The 19,492-nt window shown below is 57.5% G+C and carries 16 protein-coding genes; 15 read left to right on the forward strand and 1 reads right to left on the reverse strand.

Features of this window, described 5'->3' with window-relative positions; all coding sequences use genetic code 11:
* Positions 1-6: 6 nt before the first annotated feature.
* Complete coding sequence (dinG, locus tag B9G99_RS14130) at positions 7-2,154, forward strand: ATP-dependent DNA helicase DinG (protein WP_086622732.1); 2,148 nt, start codon at positions 7-9, stop codon at positions 2,152-2,154.
* Between the two features lie 85 nt (positions 2,155-2,239).
* Here the strand turns inward: dinG and B9G99_RS14135 are convergent, their stop codons facing one another.
* Entirely contained in the window at positions 2,240-3,313 is a 1,074-nt protein-coding gene (locus B9G99_RS14135) for a 3-deoxy-7-phosphoheptulonate synthase (protein ID WP_086622733.1), read from the reverse strand.
* Positions 3,314-3,623: 310 nt separating this feature from the next.
* Between B9G99_RS14135 and rpoE the strand changes: the two genes are divergently transcribed.
* The 14 genes from rpoE to mazG all read left to right on the forward strand — a co-directional run bounded on the left by rpoE (position 3,624) and on the right by mazG (position 19,422).
* Positions 3,624-4,232 (forward strand): RNA polymerase sigma factor RpoE, encoded by a 609-nt coding sequence (rpoE, locus tag B9G99_RS14140; protein WP_086622734.1) that lies wholly within the window; start codon positions 3,624-3,626, stop codon positions 4,230-4,232.
* Between the two features lie 119 nt (positions 4,233-4,351).
* The gene (locus tag B9G99_RS14145; protein WP_086622735.1) at positions 4,352-5,035 is read left to right on the forward strand and encodes a sigma-E factor negative regulatory protein; all 684 of its coding nucleotides are present in this window, start codon (positions 4,352-4,354) and stop codon (positions 5,033-5,035) included.
* A gap of 52 nt (positions 5,036-5,087) precedes the next feature.
* Entirely contained in the window at positions 5,088-6,080 is a 993-nt protein-coding gene (locus B9G99_RS14150) for a MucB/RseB C-terminal domain-containing protein (protein ID WP_158521511.1), read from the forward strand.
* A gap of 266 nt (positions 6,081-6,346) precedes the next feature.
* Positions 6,347-7,735, forward strand: coding sequence for a DegQ family serine endoprotease (locus tag B9G99_RS14155; RefSeq protein ID WP_227876012.1), 1,389 nt, complete (start codon positions 6,347-6,349; stop codon positions 7,733-7,735).
* Between the two features lie 207 nt (positions 7,736-7,942).
* Positions 7,943-9,760 carry a translation elongation factor 4 gene (lepA, locus tag B9G99_RS14160; RefSeq protein ID WP_086622737.1) on the forward strand — a complete coding sequence of 606 codons (1,818 nt, stop codon included), beginning with the start codon at positions 7,943-7,945 and terminating at the stop codon, positions 9,758-9,760.
* Between the two features lie 42 nt (positions 9,761-9,802).
* A complete protein-coding gene (gene lepB / locus B9G99_RS14165; RefSeq protein ID WP_086622738.1) occupies positions 9,803-10,600 on the forward strand; it encodes a signal peptidase I in 798 nt (265 codons plus the stop codon).
* 118 nt (positions 10,601-10,718) lie between these two features.
* Positions 10,719-11,402, forward strand: a complete 684-nt coding sequence (gene rnc / locus B9G99_RS14170) for a ribonuclease III (protein WP_086622739.1) — start codon at positions 10,719-10,721, stop codon at positions 11,400-11,402.
* Positions 11,403-11,480: 78 nt separating this feature from the next.
* A complete protein-coding gene (gene era, locus B9G99_RS14175; protein WP_086622740.1) occupies positions 11,481-12,419 on the forward strand; it encodes a GTPase Era in 939 nt (312 codons plus the stop codon).
* A gap of 2 nt (positions 12,420-12,421) precedes the next feature.
* Complete coding sequence (recO, locus tag B9G99_RS14180) at positions 12,422-13,132, forward strand: DNA repair protein RecO (protein ID WP_086622741.1); 711 nt, start codon at positions 12,422-12,424, stop codon at positions 13,130-13,132.
* An 11-nt stretch (positions 13,133-13,143) separates the two neighbouring features.
* Positions 13,144-13,923 (forward strand): pyridoxine 5'-phosphate synthase, encoded by a 780-nt coding sequence (gene pdxJ, locus B9G99_RS14185; protein WP_086622742.1) that lies wholly within the window; start codon positions 13,144-13,146, stop codon positions 13,921-13,923.
* A 70-nt stretch (positions 13,924-13,993) separates the two neighbouring features.
* Complete coding sequence (cysM, locus tag B9G99_RS14190; protein WP_086622743.1) at positions 13,994-14,890, forward strand: cysteine synthase CysM; 897 nt, start codon at positions 13,994-13,996, stop codon at positions 14,888-14,890.
* Positions 14,891-14,892: 2 nt separating this feature from the next.
* Positions 14,893-16,266, forward strand: a complete 1,374-nt coding sequence (locus B9G99_RS14195) for a TRAM domain-containing protein (protein WP_086622744.1) — start codon at positions 14,893-14,895, stop codon at positions 16,264-16,266.
* A 24-nt stretch (positions 16,267-16,290) separates the two neighbouring features.
* On the forward strand, positions 16,291-18,561 hold the full coding sequence (gene relA, locus B9G99_RS14200) for a GTP diphosphokinase (RefSeq protein ID WP_086622745.1): 2,271 nt from the start codon (positions 16,291-16,293) through the stop codon (positions 18,559-18,561).
* 30 nt (positions 18,562-18,591) lie between these two features.
* Positions 18,592-19,422 (forward strand): nucleoside triphosphate pyrophosphohydrolase, encoded by an 831-nt coding sequence (gene mazG, locus B9G99_RS14205; RefSeq protein ID WP_086622746.1) that lies wholly within the window; start codon positions 18,592-18,594, stop codon positions 19,420-19,422.
* Positions 19,423-19,492 lie beyond the last annotated feature (70 nt).

A 19,492-nucleotide genomic window follows, 5' to 3' on the forward strand; every position in this document is an offset into this window, starting at 1 on the left:
AGACATTTGCTCGACGACGCGCTTAAAAGAGATATCCAGACAGCCTATCGACGCGTGATCGAGGCGCGCTCATTGAAGCCGCGCTACGGTCAGCGTCTGATGATGGCCGAAATTGCCCGAACGCTTGGGGATATCAAGACCGACGAACAGGGCAAACGCGTCAGTCAGGAGCATGTCTGTGTTCTGGAAGCCGGTACGGGGACGGGCAAGACGCTGGCCTACCTGCTCTCGGCGCTTCCGATTGCGAAAGCGCAGGGCAAGCGTCTGGTGATTTCAACGGCGACTGTTGCCCTGCAGGAGCAGGTTCTGCACCAGGACCTGCCGATGCTCAAGGCCAGCAGCGGGCTCGATTTCGAGTATGCGCTGGCCAAGGGGCGCGGACGCTATGTCTGTGTGGCCAAGCTCGATCAGCTGATGGACGGTGCGGAAGAGAACCCGACCATGTCGCTGTTCGAGCAGAGTCTGGCAAGCAGTCAGGAAGATATCGGCGAGCTGGCTCGTGAGCTGGCCGAAGCCTATGGCAGCGGGGAATGGCAGGGCGATCGGGACAGCTGGCCACAGGCCATTGCCGACCCGCAGTGGCGTCGACTGACCGTCGATCACCGTCAGTGCACCAACCGGCGCTGTGGGCACTTTGGTGCCTGTGCCTTTTTCCGGGCGCGGCGCGGCATGGATGAGGCCGATATTATCGTTGCCAACCACGACCTGGTGCTGGCTGATCTGTCGCTGGGCGGAGGCATTGTGCTGCCCAGCCCGAAGGACACGATTTATGTCTTTGACGAGGCGCACCATCTGCCGGACAAGGCACTGGAGCACTTCTATCATCGCCAGGGTGTCAATGCGGCGATGCGCTGGCTGGGTCAGCTCAAGAAATCACTGACGGATCTCAACACGGGGCTTGGCGCGCAGCACACCATCGCGCGCTTGCTGGGACAGTTTCCGGAGCTTCTGGCCAGCATTGAGCCTCGGCTTGGCGATGCCTTTCGACTGGCTCAGCCCCTGGCCGAGCGCACGCCGGAAGACAATGAGCGGCTGCACTATCGCTTTACCATGGGCAGACTGCCGGCCGCCTTTCGTGATCTGGCTCAGCAGCTGGTCACGCCCTTTGCCGAGCTGTCGCGGCACCTGGAAACCATTAGCGATATTCTTCGGGAAAGCCTTGATCCGGACAAGTCCACGGGCCTGGCCCGCGAGCAGGCAGAAGCCTGGCTGCCACTGATTGCCCTGGTCCACGGACGTGCCCTTGAGGCACATGCGCTCTGGCAGGCCTTCGGGGCCGATGAGGTCGAGGATGCGCCCCCCCAGGCGCGCTGGCTGACGTTTGAGCAGCGTTCGGGCGAGGCAGAATTGACCTTTTCAGCCAGCCCTGTCAGTGCTGCCGAAACGCTGGCCCGCTATCTCTGGGGCAGCTGTCATGGTGCGGTGCTGACATCGGCGACCCTGACGGCACTGGGCCGCTTTGACCGCCTTCAGGAGCGAGCGGGTCTGGCCAACCGCTATCGTTATCAAAGTCTGCCCAGTCCGTTTGACTACTCGCGCGCGGTATTGTCAGTGCCACGCGAGGCCGTCGACCCGGGTGATCGCGAGGCCCATGAAAATGCCATCGTCCACTTTATCGAAAAGCTGAGTGAGGACGAGGCGGCACTGGTGCTCTTTTCATCGCGCAAGCAGCTTCGCGCCGTAATGGCCAGGCTCGAGGCAGACGTGGCCGGTCGTACGCTGTCTCAGGATGACATGCCACGACGGGAACTGATCGAGCGTCACAAAAAACGCGTTGATGACGGGCAGGGCAGTATCATTCTGGGGCTGGCCAGCTTTGCCGAGGGGATCGATCTGCCGGGTGACTATCTGACCCACGTGGTGGTCACGCGCCTACCCTTTGCCGTACCTGATGACCCGGTGGGTGCCACGCTGGCCGAGTGGATCGAATCCCGGGGTGGTAATCCCTTTATGCGGATTTCGGTGCCCGATGCCTCGATCAAGCTGGTGCAGGCCTGTGGACGCCTGATTCGCAAGGAAATCGATAGTGGCCGTATTACGCTGCTCGACCGTCGCGTTCTAACGCGTCGCTACGGTCGTGCATTGCTGGACGCACTGCCGCCGTTTCAGCGTGACATTGAAGGCGTGGCTTCACCTGCGCCTCTGACTTCCTGACTTTTGGCGCCAATGTTTACCTCATAGTAAAAAACCCCGCCATGGCGGGGTTTTTCATGTGAGCCGTACACCCGGGTAGTGGCGCTCAGCGCTTGCGCGTTCTCAGTGACTCGCTCAGCTTGTCGTTGAGATCTACCAACAGCTTCTCGCTGGTGTCCCAGTCGATGCAGGCGTCAGTAATTGACACGCCGTATTCAAGCTGCGAGGGATCGCTGGTCAGCTTTTGAGCACCCCAGTTGATATGGGACTCGATCATCAGACCCATGATGGAGGTGTTGCCCTCAAGAATCTGCTGGGTGATGTTTTCAACCACCAGAGGCTGCAGGGCCGGATCCTTGTTGGAGTTGGCGTGAGAGCAGTCGACCATGATGTTGGTCTTGAGGCCTGCCTTTTCCAGTTCCTTCTCGGCCAGGGCTACGCTGACGCTGTCATAGTTGGGCCGGCCATTGCCGCCACGCAATACAACGTGGGCATTGGCGTTGCCACGGGTCCGAATAACGGCAACCTGGCCCTTCTGGTCGATGCCCAGAAAATTGTGCGGCGAGGCGACCGAGCACAGCGCGTTCATGGCGACATCCAGACTGCCGTCGGTACCATTTTTGAAACCGACCGGACCCGAAAGCCCCGAGGCCATTTCACGGTGCGTTTGTGATTCGGTGGTGCGTGCGCCGATCGCCGACCAGCTGATGCAGTCCTGCAGGTACTGCGGCGAGATCGGATCCAGTGCTTCGGTGGCCAGTGGCAGACCCATTTCGCAAAGCTCAACCAGCAGATTGCGAGCCAGATGAAGGCCGTTCTCGATGTCAAAGGAGTCGTTGAGATGCGGGTCGTTGATCAGCCCCTTCCAGCCGGTGGTGGTACGAGGCTTTTCAAAATAGACGCGCATGACGATAAACAGCGAGTCGCTGACACGCTCTGCCAGAGTCTTCAGGCGTTTGGCATAGTCCTGTGCAGCTTTGGTGTCATGGATGGAGCAGGGGCCGATGACGACCAGCAGGCGAGGATCTTCACCGTTGAGAATGCGTTCGATGGTGCGACGGCTCTCGATAACGGTACTTTCAGCTTCTTGTGAAAGGGGAATCTCGCGCTTGAGCGCTTCGGGAGTAACGAGTACGTCCTGTGAAAGAACGTTGAGATTGTTGACCTGTTGCTGTGACATGAGCGTGCAATCCGGCAGTACTTGGAAGTCGAAACGAAATGTGATCTGCATGATACGCGGCTGGCAGAGAATACTACCATGGAACCACGACACTTTTTCGTGGTCTCAATACTTTACAGTTTCCGGGGGCGAATGTTCGATGGATGGATGTCGACTTGATGAGGCGTCGATAAAGGGGAACACTAACGCCATGGATCAAGGCCCGGAGATTTCAGGTTATCACTATGATTTTAATTGTTTGTTACTTTCCTGAAGGGCCTGAAAAGACAGGTTCGAAAGGTTTGAACCCTGTCGTTGTGGGGGATCGCGAATGGGGTTAAAGGAAACGGATCATCAGCTGGTCGAACGGGCACAGAAAGGAGATAACCAGGCCTTTGACCTGTTGATACGCAAGTATCAACACAAGGTAATCGGTCTTGTCAGCCGCTATGTGCACGACCAGGCAGAAGTCCATGATGTGGCGCAGGAAGCCTTCATCAAGGCCTATCGGGCGTTGGGGCGATTTCGTAACGAAAGCGCCTTTTATACCTGGATGTATCGTATCGCGATCAATACGGCCAAAAATTACCTTGTCGCACGAGGACGGCGTCCGCCCAACAGCGACATGGATATCAGCGATGCAGAAGTACTGGATCAGAGCGGGCGGCTGGCGGATATCGATACGCCCGAGTCGGCCATCGCGCGCGACCAGCTTGAAAAGGCGGTGTTCGAGGCGATCGAGAATCTGCCAGAGGATCTGAGAACGGCCATCACGCTTCGTGAGTTCGATGGCCTCTCCTACGAAGACATCGCCAGCATCATGCAGTGTCCGGTCGGTACGGTACGATCCCGTATTTTTCGCGCCAGAGAGGCGGTGGACAATCGAATCAAACCATTACTGTACCCGGAGCAGCAGGACAACATGGTGCACGAGCAGTGACATGAATCATGAAAAGGAGGGTTGCCGATGAGAAGTCAGTCATGGGTAAAACTTAATCGATTTTGGGCTGTCTATCATACCGTGACGATGCGTCACGACAGGTTTGAGGGTGTCTGGGTATGAATCAGAAAGTACGGGAATCCCTTTCGGCATTAATGGATGGCGAGTGCAGCGAGTTCGAGACTCGTCGGGTGCTCAAGTCCCTGTTTGAAGACGCTTCCGAAGAGGCCGATACCTGGCGTCGCTATCATCTCATGCGCAGTGTAATGCAGCGTGAGAGCATTAACGGGGCGTCAACCGATTTGTCTGCCTCCATCCTTGCCCGTCTTGAGCATGAACGCATGGAAGATGTCGTCTCGGGACATGAGACACACCGGCGTACCGTACCGTTCTCCTTTATGGGCAGCGCTGCCATCGCAGCAGCCGTAAGCCTTATGGTCATGACCGGTGTTCAGGTCTACCGGGCCAATACGGGCGTGGACAGCGTACCAGGCAACGGCGGTACGAGTCTGGCATCAAGCGATGCGACCATTGATGGCACGGGTACCATGGCGGGCAGTAATGGTGCCATGGCGTCTCTGGCATCTTTCCGTTCGACCGGTCAGGAAGGTGGCAATGTGATGCCTATCGGCGCTCAGACTTCCTGGTTCATGGCGCCGGGAGAAGAAGATGCGGCACGTAATGATCGTCAGCAGGCGGAAGTGCTTCAAAACTATCTAAACCGACATGTCGAGCAGGCAGGCTATCGCAGCAATGTCTGGATGGCGAACATGCAGGGGCTTGCACCTGCAAGTGGCGAGTAAGGCGGACCTTCAAGCGATGCGACAATGGTTTTGTGCTTCTTTGATGGGTGCCATGCTGTTTTCGCCCCTGTCTGCCGTTCAGGCCGATGCCGGTGAAGCGGACAACAGCAGCGTGGCGCAGATTTCCTGCGGTCAGTTGGACCAGAAGGTTGGCGACGACGGTGAACAATGGTTCAGGCGCAGCCTGCTGGCAGAACGCTGTCATGCCTTTCAGGCGGTAGCATTGAAGCTGGGCATGGGCTCTCTCAGGACTTTCCTGTTTGAGCATCGTATCGATGATGGGCAGGAGCAGGAGCGTATACAGTTTCTGGATGGTCCTGCCGAAACCATCGAGCAAAAAGGGCACTCTCCCGGGCTCTGGTGGATGAAAGGGGAGGACCATTCTCCGCATCTGGCGTCCATCGACGATACCGTGGAACAGCTTCGGAAGCATTATGACTTCAGCCTGATTGCACGCGATGTTGTAGCCGGACGCAAGGCCGTTGTAATGGATGTCACACCGCGCGATGATCAGCGTTTTCCTCATCGGTTGTGGATCGACATCGCCAGCGGTCTTCCCCTTCGTCAACAGCTGTTGAATGCACAGGGTCAGGTCGTTGATACCGTACAGATTGTACGCATTGATTCACTGGTACGCTCCAGTGATACGCTTTATCTCCATGATTCCGGCGGTGCTGCCTTACCTGAAGCCGACTGGCACCCTGACTGGTTGCCGGATGGATTCTATCGCCAGCCTGCGTCACTTGAGGTCACGCTCAATGGCGCAGATCTTGAGCGCGAGCTGTACAGCGATGGGCTTGCGACACTCAGTCTTTTTGCAGGGCCGGCCGAAGATGGTACGGCGCTGAGAGAAGGGGTGCATCAGCTGGGCAACTTCCGCGCCGCGGCACGTCACCTGCAGCATGATGGTCAGACATGGCAGGTCATCGCCGTGGGTGCGATGCCGGCGCCCGTGCTTACTCGTGTGGTATCCGGGATGCGTCTGCCAAAAGACCCGGATCACGAGGGTGATGCCTCGATCGAGAGTGACACAACCTCCCATTAAGGTAGCCCTGTCAAACTACCTGCTCTGCGATGAACCTCATTGTTCATTGAGCCAAGGAAACTTGATTCATTCTTAAGGGTCTACAGGATCAGTCAGGAACAGCGTGTGCTCCCTGCCTGATCTCCCCACCTGCTATCTCCATAGCCAACAAGAGTATCCGGAGTCCGAAGATGGCCGATCTGTCATTTCATTACCCGCCTCTCAATGATACTTCCCTCAACCGTCAGTTTGCCCGTCGTTGGCAGGCTACGATTTTAATGTTGTTGATGGTCACCCTAACGATCATCTCTCTGCCCGCCAGAGCTGTTGAGCAGCGAAATGGCCTGCCGGATTTTACGTCGCTGGTTAAAAGCGCTGCGCCGGCGGTGGTCAACATTTCGACGACGCGTGAAGCTGCCGCTCGTTCCGGCATGATCGGTCCCAACCAGCAGTTGCCGGATATCTTTCGACACTTTTTCGGCGATCAGATGCCGCCAGGCTTTGGTGGGGTGCCCGATCAGGGGGGGAGCAGAACACTGAGTTCACTGGGCTCCGGTTTCATCATCAGCAAGGATGGCTACATTCTGACCAACGCCCATGTCATCGATGGCGCTGATACCGTGACGGTTCGGCTTAACGACCGCCGTGAGCTCAAGGCAAAAGTGGTCGGGCAGGATCAGAAAACGGATATCGCCCTGATCAAGGTCGATGCCAACGATCTTCCCACGCTCAGGATGGGTGACTCTGACCGCCTTGAAACCGGTGAGTGGGTGGCCGCGATCGGCTCTCCCTTCGGTTTCGATCACTCCGTCACGGCAGGTATTGTCAGTGCCATCAATCGTACGCTGCCTACCGACAGCTATGTGCCGTTTATCCAGACTGATGTGGCGATCAACCCTGGCAATTCGGGCGGGCCGCTTTTCAATCTGGAGGGGGAAGTGGTCGGCATCAACTCCCAGATCTTTACCCGCAGCGGCGGTTTCATGGGGGTCTCCTTTGCCATCCCGATCAATGTTGCCATGGATATTGCCGATCAGCTCAAGGATAACGGTCGTGTTGATCGCGGCTGGCTGGGCGTGGTCATCCAGCCCGTCTCCGAAGATCTGGCCGATTCCTTTGGGCTGGACCGTGCCCGCGGGGCCCTGATCGCTGATGTTGCACCGGATAGTCCGGCTCAAAAAGCGGGTTTGCGCTCGGGCGACATCATTCTCAAGGCCGGTGACAGCGATATCGAATCGTCCGATGCGCTGCCACGTCTCGTCGGGCGTGTCTCGCCGGGAGACAGCATTGATCTGCGTGTGCAGCGCGATGGTCACGAGCAGACGATCAAGGTCAAGGTAGGGCAGTGGCCCGATACCGACAGTGATGGCGGTAACGTCTCGAAGGCTGCCAGTGACAGCGTTGGTCTTTCGGTCTCGGAGCTGAGTCCCGAGCAGCAACAGCAGCTTGGTATCGATGCCGGTGTACTGGTTCAGCAGGTGGCGCCAGACAGTGCTGCTGCACACGCCGGTCTGCAACCGGGCGATGTGATCGTTGAACTTGCAGGCAAGGCGGTGGATTCCGTTGAAACGCTGCGCAAGCTCGTCAATCAACTGGATGACAAAAAAGCGGTGCCGGTGCGTATCAATCGCGATGGCGCCACGCTGTTTGTTCCGTTGCGGCCTGGTTCACATTGATCGAGTTGGCTGATAAAGGGGACCCGAACGGGTCCCCTTGTCGATTCCCTTGTGCGTTCTGCACTTTGGATGTCCATCATGGCATTGCCTATCACCTGATTCCCCAACACGCTACAATGCGCCCATTTTCGGCCATGGACAGCGCGCGGATTTCGTGTGGTGCTGATCTTTCATGGTTCACGATGCTTTAACAGGTGACCACCTCGAATGACGAATGACGCAAGCAACGGGACGCTGAAACACATCCGCAATTTTTCGATCATTGCCCACATCGACCATGGCAAGTCGACACTGGCTGATCGCATCATCCAGATTTGCGGCGGGCTGACCGAGCGCGAGCTCAAGGAGCAGGTGCTCGATTCGATGGATCTCGAGCGTGAGCGTGGCATCACGATCAAGGCCCAGTCGGTCACTCTGGATTACAAGGCCGAAGACGGCGCTGTCTATCAGCTCAACTTCATTGATACGCCCGGGCACGTCGATTTCTCGTATGAGGTGTCGCGCTCGCTGTATGCCTGTGAAGGAGCATTACTGGTGGTAGACGCCGGTCAGGGGGTCGAAGCCCAGTCTGTGGCCAACTGCTATACCGCCATCGAGCAGGGGCTCGAAGTACTGCCGGTGCTGAACAAGATGGATCTGCCGCAGGCCGACCCTGCCAAGGTCAGCCATGAAATCGAGGAAATCATCGGGCTTGAGGCAGACAATGCGCCACAGGTATCGGCCAAGACAGGGCTTGGCATGGAAGAATTGCTGGAGCGACTGGTCAGCTTTATCCCACCTCCTAAGGGAGATGTCGACAAGCCGGTTCAGGCGCTGATCATTGATTCCTGGTTCGATAACTATCAGGGCGTGGTCTCGCTGGTTCGTCTTTTCGACGGGACGCTTAAAAAGGGCGACAAGATCCTGATGAAATCCACCGGGCGTGAGTGGGAAGTCAGTGATATCGGCATCTTTACGCCGCGCCAGAAAAGCACCGGTATGCTGCGCGCCGGTGAGGTCGGCTTTGTCATCGCGGGTATCAAGGACATTCATGGGGCGCCGGTGGGCGATACCATCACTCACGCCAAAACCCCTCAGGTTGAGCGTTTGCCCGGCTTTCAGAAGGTCAAGCCGCAGGTTTACGCCGGCATGTTCCCCATCAGCTCCGATGACTACGAAGATTTTCGTGACGCGCTTGAAAAGCTGGCACTCAACGATGCTTCGCTGGACTACATTCCCGAGAACTCGGATGCGCTCGGTTTCGGCTTTCGCGTGGGCTTCCTCGGTACTCTGCACATGGAGATCGTGCAGGAGCGTCTTGAGCGGGAATACGGTCTCGATCTTCTCACGACCGCGCCGACCGTTATTTATGAGCTTGAAATGGAGGATGGGGAGCTTTTGTATGTCTCCAACCCGTCAAAGCTGCCCGATATGTCTTCGGTTCAGGAAATTCGCGAGCCCATCGTGCGCGCCAATATCCTCGTGCCGCAGGAATACGTCGGCAATGTCATCAACGAGTGTGTAATTCGCCGTGGTGTGCAGCTCGACATGCAGGTGCTGGGCAGTCAGATGCAGCTGGTCTACGAGCTGCCAATGAGTGAAGTCGTGATGGACTTTTTTGACCGATTGAAATCCATTTCGAGAGGTTACGCTTCACTGGATTACAGCTTTGAGCGCTTTGATGCCGCAAAACTTGCCCGTCTGGATGTTCTGATCAACGGGGATCGGGTCGATGCGCTGGCAACGATTGTCCATCGTGACCAGTCTCATCAGCGCGGACGCTCGCTGGTCGAAAAGATGCAGGAGATGATCCCTCGTCAGATGTTTGATGTGGCCATACAGGCAGCACTGGGTGGCCATGTTGTGGCTCGTTCCACTGTCAAGGCTTTGCGCAAGAACGTGACGGCCAAATGCTACGGTGGCGATGTGTCGAGAAAGCGCAAGCTGCTCGACAAGCAAAAGCAGGGTAAAAAACGCATGAAGCAGGTCGGCAAGGTCGAAATTCCGCAGGATGCCTTCCTGGCCGTATTGAAAGTCAATGATTGAGCGTAGCCCCGGCTACGCTCCCGTGAGTCGGGAAAGTACGTAATGGATTTTTCACTTCTGCTGGTGGTCGCCGTTTTTGTGACCGGGACGATCTGGCTACTCGACATTGTTGTATTGCGTCGTCGGCGCAGGGCTTCTGCAGGGGGCAGCCGGCCACCGGGAGAGGTTACTCATGATACGGCAGCGTCTGGTGCGCCGAAGGAGCCCTGGTATGTGGATTATTCCAGGGCCTTTTTTCCGGTGCTGCTGGTGGTACTGGTGCTTCGTTCCTTCGTCATTGAACCGTTCCAGATTCCGTCGCGCTCAATGGAGCCAACGCTTGACGTCGGAGATTTCATTGCCGTCAGCAAGTTTTCCTATGGGCTTCGTCTGCCGGTGATCAATACAAAGATTCTGGACATTGGCGAGCCCGAGCGTGGCGATATCATGGTGTTTCGCTTCCCGGGAGATCCATCGGTCAACTATATCAAGCGCGTGATCGGTGTCCCGGGAGATCGCATCCGATATCAGGACAAGCAGCTCTATATCAACGGACAGCCGGTTCGAAAGGAGCTTCTGGATGACAACAGCGTCAACGATACGCAAGCGCTTTACAGGGAATATCTCAAGGGCGTTGAGCATCATATCTTCAATAATCTTGATGCGCCCGGCCCGCAGATGAGTGAAGTCACCGTGCCGCCCGGTCACTATTTCATGATGGGTGACAACCGCGATGATTCAAACGATAGCCGTTACTGGGGCTTTGTTCCTGAAGAAAACATTGTGGGGCGTGCCTTTGGCGTCTGGATGCACTGGAACGGTGGTTTGCCGGATTTCACGAAAGCCAGATTGTTGCACTGATCCTTGCCGTTTTCTTTCCGTCAGAAGGTTCTGATGGAAAATCCCATCTGACAGAAGCTGTCAAAGGACAGCTTCTGTTATCATTTATGCCTGTTTCATTGAATAAAGCGACTATCTCGTGAGCAGTTCCCTCAACATCCTCAGCGACCGTCTCGGCTATCGTTTTGACGACAAGAGCCGCCTTGAACTTGCCCTGACGCATCGCAGCTACGGCGGTGCCAATAACGAGCGGCTCGAGTTTCTGGGCGATTCCATTGTCAACTTTGTCGTGGGCGAGGCACTTTATGCGCGCTTTCCCCAGGCCCGTGAGGGTCAGCTTTCAAGGCTTAGAGCGCGACTTGTCAAGGGAGAGACACTGGCTGAGCTGGCACGCGAATTCGAGCTTGGCCAGTTTCTGCGTCTGGGCTCCGGTGAGATGAAAAGTGGCGGTCATCGTCGCGATTCCATTCTCGCCGATGCCGTGGAAGCCATCATTGGCGCGATCTATCTTGATAGTGACATGGTTGCCGTCAGACGCTGTGTGCTGGCCTGGTACGAGGCGCGCCTCAAGGCGCTCAATCTTGAGGACACCCAGAAGGATCCCAAGACACGCCTGCAGGAGTTTCTGCAGTCTCGCCAGATCCCGCTGCCCCGTTATGAGGTTCTCAATATTGAAGGAGAGGCTCATGCCCAGCAGTTTACGGTCAGCTGCCATGTTGAGGTGCTCAAGGCGCCAACGACCGGTACCGGCGCCAGTCGCCGCCATGCCGAGCAGCAGGCGGCCGAGCAGGCGCTGTCGATGATTGAGTCAGCCCGACGATGAGTGCTCGTCCTGACACTCGATACCCGGAACACCACATCATCCCTTCAACACCGGACACACGTTAACGTGGAGCATTTCATGAACGATATCACCACGGACGACACTCCCGAATCCGGTGCGTCCACGCGCTGTGGATTTGTGGCCATTGTCGGCCGGCCCAACGTGGGTAAATCGACCCTGATGAACCGCATTCTGGGTCAAAAGATTTCAATTACTTCTCGACGTCCGCAGACGACCCGACATCAGGTCATGGGCGTCAAGACCGAAGCCGATACGCAAACCATCTATGTGGACACGCCGGGTATCCACATCATGCAAAAGGATCGCAACCGGGCCATCAATGCCTTCATGAATCAGGCGGCCACTCAGGCGTTGCGTGATATCGACTGCGTGGTCTTTATCGTGGATCGTACGAAATGGACCAATGAAGACGACGTGGTGCTCGAGAAGCTCTCTCATGTTCAGGCGCCGGTGATTGTGGCGGTCAACAAGGTGGACTGGATCGAGGATCGCTCAAAACTCATGGGCTGGCTGGCCGAGCTTGAAAAGCGTCGCAACTTTGCCGCCATCGTGCCGATCTCGGCGCGCCATGGCACCAACGTTGAGGCACTTGAAGCCGAAGTGGCCAAACACCTGCCGCAGAATGTCCATTTCTTCCCCGAAGACCAGATCACCGATCGCAGTCAGCGCTTTCTGGCCGCTGAACTGGTGCGTGAGAAGGTCATGCGTCAGCTCGGTGACGAGCTGCCCTATCAGATGACGGTTGAAGTCGAGCAGTTTCGCGATGAAGGCCACATCATCCATATTCATGCCCTGATGCTGGTCGAGCGCGATGGCCAGAAAAAGATTCTGATCGGAGAAGGGGGCGAGCGCATCAAGAAGATTGGTCAGGAAGCCCGTCTCGAAATGGAACGGGCCTTTGACTGCAAGGTCATGCTCAAGCTCTGGGTCAAGGTCAAGCGAGGCTGGTCGGATGATGCGCGCGCCCTGAAAAGCCTTGGTTACGATCTGGACTGATCATGGAATTGCAGCCGGCGTATCTGCTGCATCGCCAGGCCTGGCGTGAGACCAGTGCGCTGGCCGATATTCTGACCCTGCATGACGGCCGTATCCGCGCCGTGGCCCGTGGGGTCATGCGTCCGGGCAGCCGAACGCGGCATCGTCTTCAACCCTTCACACCGCTGCATCTGACCTGGCAGGGTGAGGGGGATCTGAAAACGTTAAGAGTTATCGAATCCCAGGGGCCGGGAGCCATGCTGGCAGGAGAAGGGCTCATCTGCGGCCTCTATGCCAATGAGCTGATGAGTCGTCTTTTGCCGCTGTCGATGCCGGTAGAAACCCTGTTTGCCTTTTATGCTGCGCTGCTTGAGGCCTTGCCCTTTCCCGAGCGACGCAGTGGTGCGCTCAGGCGCTTTGAAATTACGCTTCTTGAGGCACTCGACAGTGAGCCTGTCTTTCTTGATGAGCAGGACAGGCCGCTGGACCGTGAGGGGCGCTATCTTTACGACCCTTCCCTGAAGCGTTTTCGTCCTGCGCCTGCAGAGGGGCCGGCTTTCGAAGCGCGTGCGCTGGGCTGGCTGGCGCGTGGGGACTGGGATTCCTCGGGCCTTGCCGGCACCGCCCGTGTCTTGATGCGTCAGGCGCTGGCACCGCTGCTGGGAAGCCGTGAGCTGCGCTCTCGTGAATTGATGAATGAGCTGATGCGCCGCCGTCGAAACGGCACACGCTGAAGGAGAATGACATGTCCGATCAAATCGCCAACGCCTTGCCGCCACGGATTCTGCTGGGCGTCAATGTTGATCACATCGCAACGCTGAGGCAGGCGCGCGGCACACGTTTTCCTGACCCGGTAAAGGCTGCCCTGATCAGTGAAGAAGCCGGTGCTGATGGTATCACCATGCACCTGCGCGAGGACCGTCGCCATATTCAGGATCGCGACATCGAGCTTGCCACCCGAATGCTCAATACGCGCCTCAACCTTGAAATGGCCGTGGTCGAGGAGATGATCGCCCTTGCAGAGCGCCTCCAGCCGGCCAACGTCTGTCTGGTGCCTGAAAAGCGCGAAGAGCTGACCACCGAGGGCGGGCTGGATGTGGTGGGAGGTCTTGATCGTATTCGCAAGGCCTGTCAGCGCCTGAGTGCGGCCGGCTGTGAGGTCTCACTGTTTATCGATCCCGAACCGGACCAGATTCGTGCGGCCCTTGATGCCGGTGCTCCCGTGATTGAGCTGCATACCGGTGCCTGGGTGGAGGCATCACGTCAGGATGCCGATATCGAACTTGCCCGTATTGCCGCGGCCGCGGAGATGGCTCATGAGCTTGGCATGACCGTCAACGCGGGCCACGGCCTGCATTATCACAACGTGGAGGCCATTGCGGCCATGCCCTGGTTCCATGAACTCAACATTGGCCATGCCATCGTGTCGCGTGCGGCGTTGACCGGTCTGGGGGAAGCGGTGCGAGAGATGAAGCGTTTGATGGTGCAGGCACGCGCCTATAGCACGTTCGAGCGACCGGACTGAAAACAAAGCGTTAAGCGGGCCGCGCTATAATAGGCTCTTTTCTGGCATCCCGTTGATTCTGGAGCGCTGCATGGATTACCCCACAATTGAATCCACCATCGGGCATACCCCGCTGGTGCGTCTCAAGCGACTTCAGGTGGGCAGCAATACGCTGCTGGCCAAGCTTGAGGGCAATAACCCCGCCGGTTCGGTCAAGGACCGGCCGGCGCTTTCGATGCTTGCCCATGCTGAAGCCCGTGGCGAGATTGTGCCCGGCGATACGCTGATCGAAGCGACCTCCGGCAATACCGGCATTGCGCTGGCCATGGCCGCTGCCATCCGCGGCTACAAAATGGTTTTGATCATGCCGGACAACGCCAGCAGCGAGCGCAAGCAGGCCATGGCCGCCTATGGCGCCCGTCTGATCGAGGTGACCAGGGAGCAGGGCATGGAAGGTGCCCGAGACATGGCCGATGCCATGATTGCTCGCGGAGAGGGCAAGCCGCTCAATCAGTTTGCCAACCATGATAATCCGCTGGCCCATTTTGAGACGACCGGTCCCGAGCTCTGGGAGCAGACGCAGGGCAGGATCACTCATTTTGTCAGCTCCATGGGCACCACCGGCACCATCATGGGGGTGTCGCGCTATCTGAAATCCAAAAACGATGCGATCCAGATCGTCGGCCTTCAGCCCGAGGATGGGGCGAGCATTGCTGGTATCCGTCGCTGGCCTGAAGCCTATCGACCGAGCATTTTTGAACAGTCGCGGGTCGATCGAATCATCGATATCGGCCAGCAGGAGGCTGAAGAGCACATGCGACGTCTGGCGCGCGAGGAGGGCATTCTGGCCGGGGTTTCCTCGGGCGGTGCGCTGGCCGGTGCGCTTCGCATTGCTCATGAGGTCGATAATGCCGTGATTGCCTTTATCGTTTGTGATCGAGGGGATCGCTATCTCTCCACCGGTCTTTACGCGCCGGAGCATCACTGATCATGGCCATGTTGGGACAGCGTCGTCAGCAGCGATCCGCCACGCGCAAGCGTCTTGAATCACCGGGGGCCAAACGCGACGACGAAGGCAGTGTCGTGATCGAGCGTCTGGCGCACGATGGGCGCGGTGTAGCGCATGATCGGGAGGGCAAGATCCTTTTTATCGAGCAGGCGTTGCCCGGTGAAGAAATCGAGGTGGCCATTCATACCCAGCACGGGCGATATGATGAAGGACACGTGCGCCGTGTTCTCAAGGCCTCTGATGAGCGGGTCACGCCTGGCTGTGCGCATTTTGGTCGTTGTGGAGGGTGCGATCTGCAGCACCAGGCCACTGACGGGCAGCGTCGCCACAAGCAACAGGTGCTTCGTGAGCATCTGGCGCGTCACGACATTGCCTTGCCTGAACCGCTAACGCTTGCCGGACAGGCGTGGGGGTATCGCCGTCGCGCGCGTCTGGGAGTGCGTGTTGGGAGTGACGATCGCATCCATATGGGCTACCGGGTGCGGGGGCAGGATCGACTGTTCAACATCGAACAGTGCCCGATTCTTGATCCGCGCCTTGAAGCGCTGATCGAGCCGCTGCGTGCCCTGATCGAAACCCTTGAGGTGCCGCGGCGTCTGGGACATATCGAGCTGGTGGCCGGAGACGATCACGTCATGATCACCCTGCGCCAGCTGCGGCGTGTGCCCGGCGATCTGGCGCGCTGGCAGGCCTTTGCCAGAACGCATGAAATACTTTTGAGCGTTCTTTGTGGTGAAGGGGATACGCCGGTTCTGGAGCGTCTGGATGATTACCCTGACACGTGGCCCCATTATCGTGCCCAGCCCGGAAACGAGGTTTTGAATATCCATGTGCGAAGTGGCGATTTTTTGCAGGCCAACGCCGAGGTTAATCATCAGCTGGTAGCGCAGGTGCTGGCATGGGCTGAAGTGAGTGAGGCAATGCCGGTCGTGGATCTTTTTGCCGGTGTGGGCAATTTTTCGCTGACGCTTGCAGCTGCAGGGGCTCGAGTCATCGCCTACGAAGGTCGGGAATCAATGGTGCAACGCCTGCGCGATAATGCAGAGGCAGCAGGTGTGTCGGATCATGTTGAAGCACGCCGTGCGGATCTGGCCAGTGCGCCTGCCGGCCTTGAGGACGCCGCGCTTGTCGTGCTTGACCCGCCGCGCGCCGGTGCTCAGGGGATCTGTCAGTCGCTGGCCGTTAAAGGGCCCTCACGTGTGCTGTATGTGTCCTGTGAGCCGGCCACGCTGGCACGCGATGTGCATCTTTTAATCAGCGGGGGCTATCGTCTGGTCAGGGCAGCCGTAGCTGACATGTTTCCGCAGACGGCACATCTGGAATCGCTGGTGCTGCTCGAGCGTCAGCCTACATAAAAGACATGATGGGAATCGCGTTACATGGTCAAGGTTCGTGAAGATCAGCCGCTCGATGCCGATGGACGGGTCGATATCACGACCTGGATGACACATCTTCAAAGCGAAGTCGCGCTCAAGGACCCGGCCGAGCTTGAACGTGCGTGTCGATTTGCAGCGAAGATCAACCAGGAGGCGGCCAGCCAGCAGCCTGCCTGGCGTGATATCTACTCCGCCTTTCGTATCGGTCTTGAAATGGCCGATATCCTCAGCGAGCTCAAGCTCGATCAGCAGGCCATTACAGCTGCGGTTTTGTACCGCAGTGTGCGAGAGGGCCTGACGCGTCTGGAAGTCATTGAGCGCGAGTTTGGAGCAGAGGTCTCAAGGTTGATCGACGGTGTACTGCGCATGGCGGCCATCTCGCAGTTGCAGGCGCCGGATCATCAGGGCATGACCCAGCACAATCAGCAGGAAAATCTGCGCAAGATGCTGGTGGCCATGGTCGATGATGTTCGAGTCGCCCTGATCAAGATTGCCGAGCGCACCAGCATGTTGCGTCAGGTCAAGGATGGCTCGCGTGAGCGGGCTCTGCGGGTGGCACGCGAGGTCTTTGATATCTATGCGCCTCTGGCGCATCGGTTGGGCATCGGTCAGATCAAGTGGGAGCTGGAAGACCTTTCCTTTCGTTACCTGCATGAAAGCGATTACAAGACCATTGCCAAACAGCTGGCGGAGAAGCGGCTGGATCGCAACCGTTACATTCACGATGTCGTGGATACCCTGAAGCGTCTTCTCGAGGCGCAAAACATCACACGCTATGACCTGTCCGGACGTGCCAAGCACATCTATTCGATCTGGCGAAAGATGAAGCGCAAGCACATCGATTTTTCACAGGTCTATGATGTGCGTGCCGTTCGGGTGCTTGTTCCCGAGGTGACCGATTGCTACACGGTACTGGGCATCGTGCACTCGCTCTGGCATCACGTGCCCAACGAGTTTGATGACTATATCGCCAACCCCAAGAAAAATGGTTATCAATCCCTGCACACGGCAGTTTTCGGCCCGGAAGGCAAGGTGCTGGAAATCCAGATTCGAACCTTTGCCATGCATGAGGACGCCGAGCTTGGTGTATGCGCGCACTGGCGCTACAAGGGCACCGATGTCGACTCCAAGAGTCGCAGCTATGAGCAAAAGATTGCCTGGCTGCGTCAGGTGCTTGAGTGGCAGGAAGAGGTCGGTGAGCTTACCGACCTGACCGAAGGGCTCAACTCCGATATCGCCCCGGATCGCATCTACGTCTTTACGCCCGATGGTCATGTCATTGATTTGCCGCGGGTGGCCACACCGATCGACTTTGCCTACCGCGTCCATACGGAGGTCGGTCATCACTGTCGTGGCGCCAAGGTGGATGGTCGCATCGTGCCGCTGACCTATCGTTTGAAGACCGGCCAGCAGGTAGAAATTCTCAATGCCACCAAGGGTGGGCCAAGCCGAGACTGGCTCAATCCCTCGCTTGGATATGTATGCACCTCCCGGGCCCGTGCCAAGATCCAGTCCTGGTTCAAGCAGCAGGCGCGAGAACAAAACGAAGAAGAAGGGCGGGTTCTGCTGGAGCGTGAGTTTCGTCGTCTTGATCTCGAGCGTCTGGATCGCGCGCGCCTGGCTCAGTCGGTCAATTACAACAATCCAGAGGACATGTACGCCGCGATTGGTGCCGGCGATCTGCGAATCGGGCAGGTGCTTTCCCAGGCGCAGCACCTTTTTGGTGAAACCGAAGACGTTGATGAGCTGGATCGTCTGCTCGCCCGTCCACGTCGTCAGGGCGTACGAGAGAATACCGATACCATCACCGTGCTGGGGGTCGGCAATCTCAAGACCCAGATGGCGAACTGCTGTCATCCTGTCCCCGGCGATGACATCGTGGGCTTTATCACTCAGGGACGGGGTGTGACCGTTCATCGTCAGGACTGCCCCAATATACTGCAGCTTCAAAGTGATGAGCCGGCCCGTATTGTCCAGGTCGAATGGGGACAGCAGCAGCCGATCCAGTATCCGGTCGATATTGAAATCAAGGCCTGGGATCGCTCCAATCTGCTGCGCGATGTGACCGGCATCCTCTCCAATGAAAAGGTCAACGTGCTGGGGGTCAATACGTCGACCAATCGTGATGACCATATGGCGACACTGAAAATCACGCTGGAAGTATCCGGTCTTGATGCACTGTCAAAGGTGATCAACCGGATCGGTCAGTTGACCAATGTGACCGATATTCGTCGGCTGCGTCAGGGCGGTGGCAGCCTGCAGGACCCCCTGTAGACAGTGTTTTCAGTGCAAAAGGGTAATTTGATGGAAGCATCACCGCGCTACACGCTGGATGATTTATTACTGCTGATGCGGGTACTTCGAGATCCGCAGCAAGGATGCCCCTGGGATGTGACCCAGCACTGGGATTCGATCGTCCCCCACACGCTTGAGGAAGCTCACGAGGTCGCTGATGCCATCGAGCGGCGCGCCTTTGACGAGCTGCCCGGTGAGCTGGGCGATCTGCTGTTTCAAATCGTCTACTACGCCCAGTTTGGTAGCGAGGAAGGGCGCTTTGATTTTTACGATGTGGTGGATGTATTGACCACCAAGATGATTGCTCGCCATCCGCACGTGTTTCCAGAGGGACATCTCGGTTCGCGCCGTCAGGATGTGGCAGCGGCCGATGTAGATACTTCCGAGGTCGGGCAGCGCTGGGAGCGTCGCAAGGCTGACGAGCGCAAGGCGCGTGAGGCAAGATCTCTGCTTGATGATATTCCGCTGGCACTACCGGCGCTGTCACGAGCAGGCAAGCTTTCAAGCCGTGCCGCACGAGCGGGTTTTGACTGGCCGGACCATCGTGGTGCCCTGGAGAAGGTGCGAGAAGAACTGGCCGAGCTCGAAGTCGAGATTGAGGCCGGCCATCAGGAAAACATGAGCGCCGAGCTGGGGGATCTTTTGTTCGCAATGGTCAACCTGGCGCGTCATCTGGACATCGATCCGGAGCAGGCACTGCGCGGTACCGGAAAGCGTTTTGAAAGTCGTTTTCGTCACCTTGAAAATGCCGTGCAGGCCAGTGGCCAGGCCATTGGTGATACCGATCTCGATACCCTGGAGCGTCACTGGCAGGACGCCAAACGCATTGAGCGCGAATAGCCATCATGACTCGTTAGCGCCTTCGACTTTGGTCGCAAGTCATTGTTGTAGTGTTGTTGTTGTCTCTCGT

The sequence above is a fragment of the Kushneria konosiri genome, from assembly GCF_002155145.1.
Classification (GTDB): Bacteria; Pseudomonadota; Gammaproteobacteria; order Pseudomonadales; family Halomonadaceae; genus Kushneria; species Kushneria konosiri.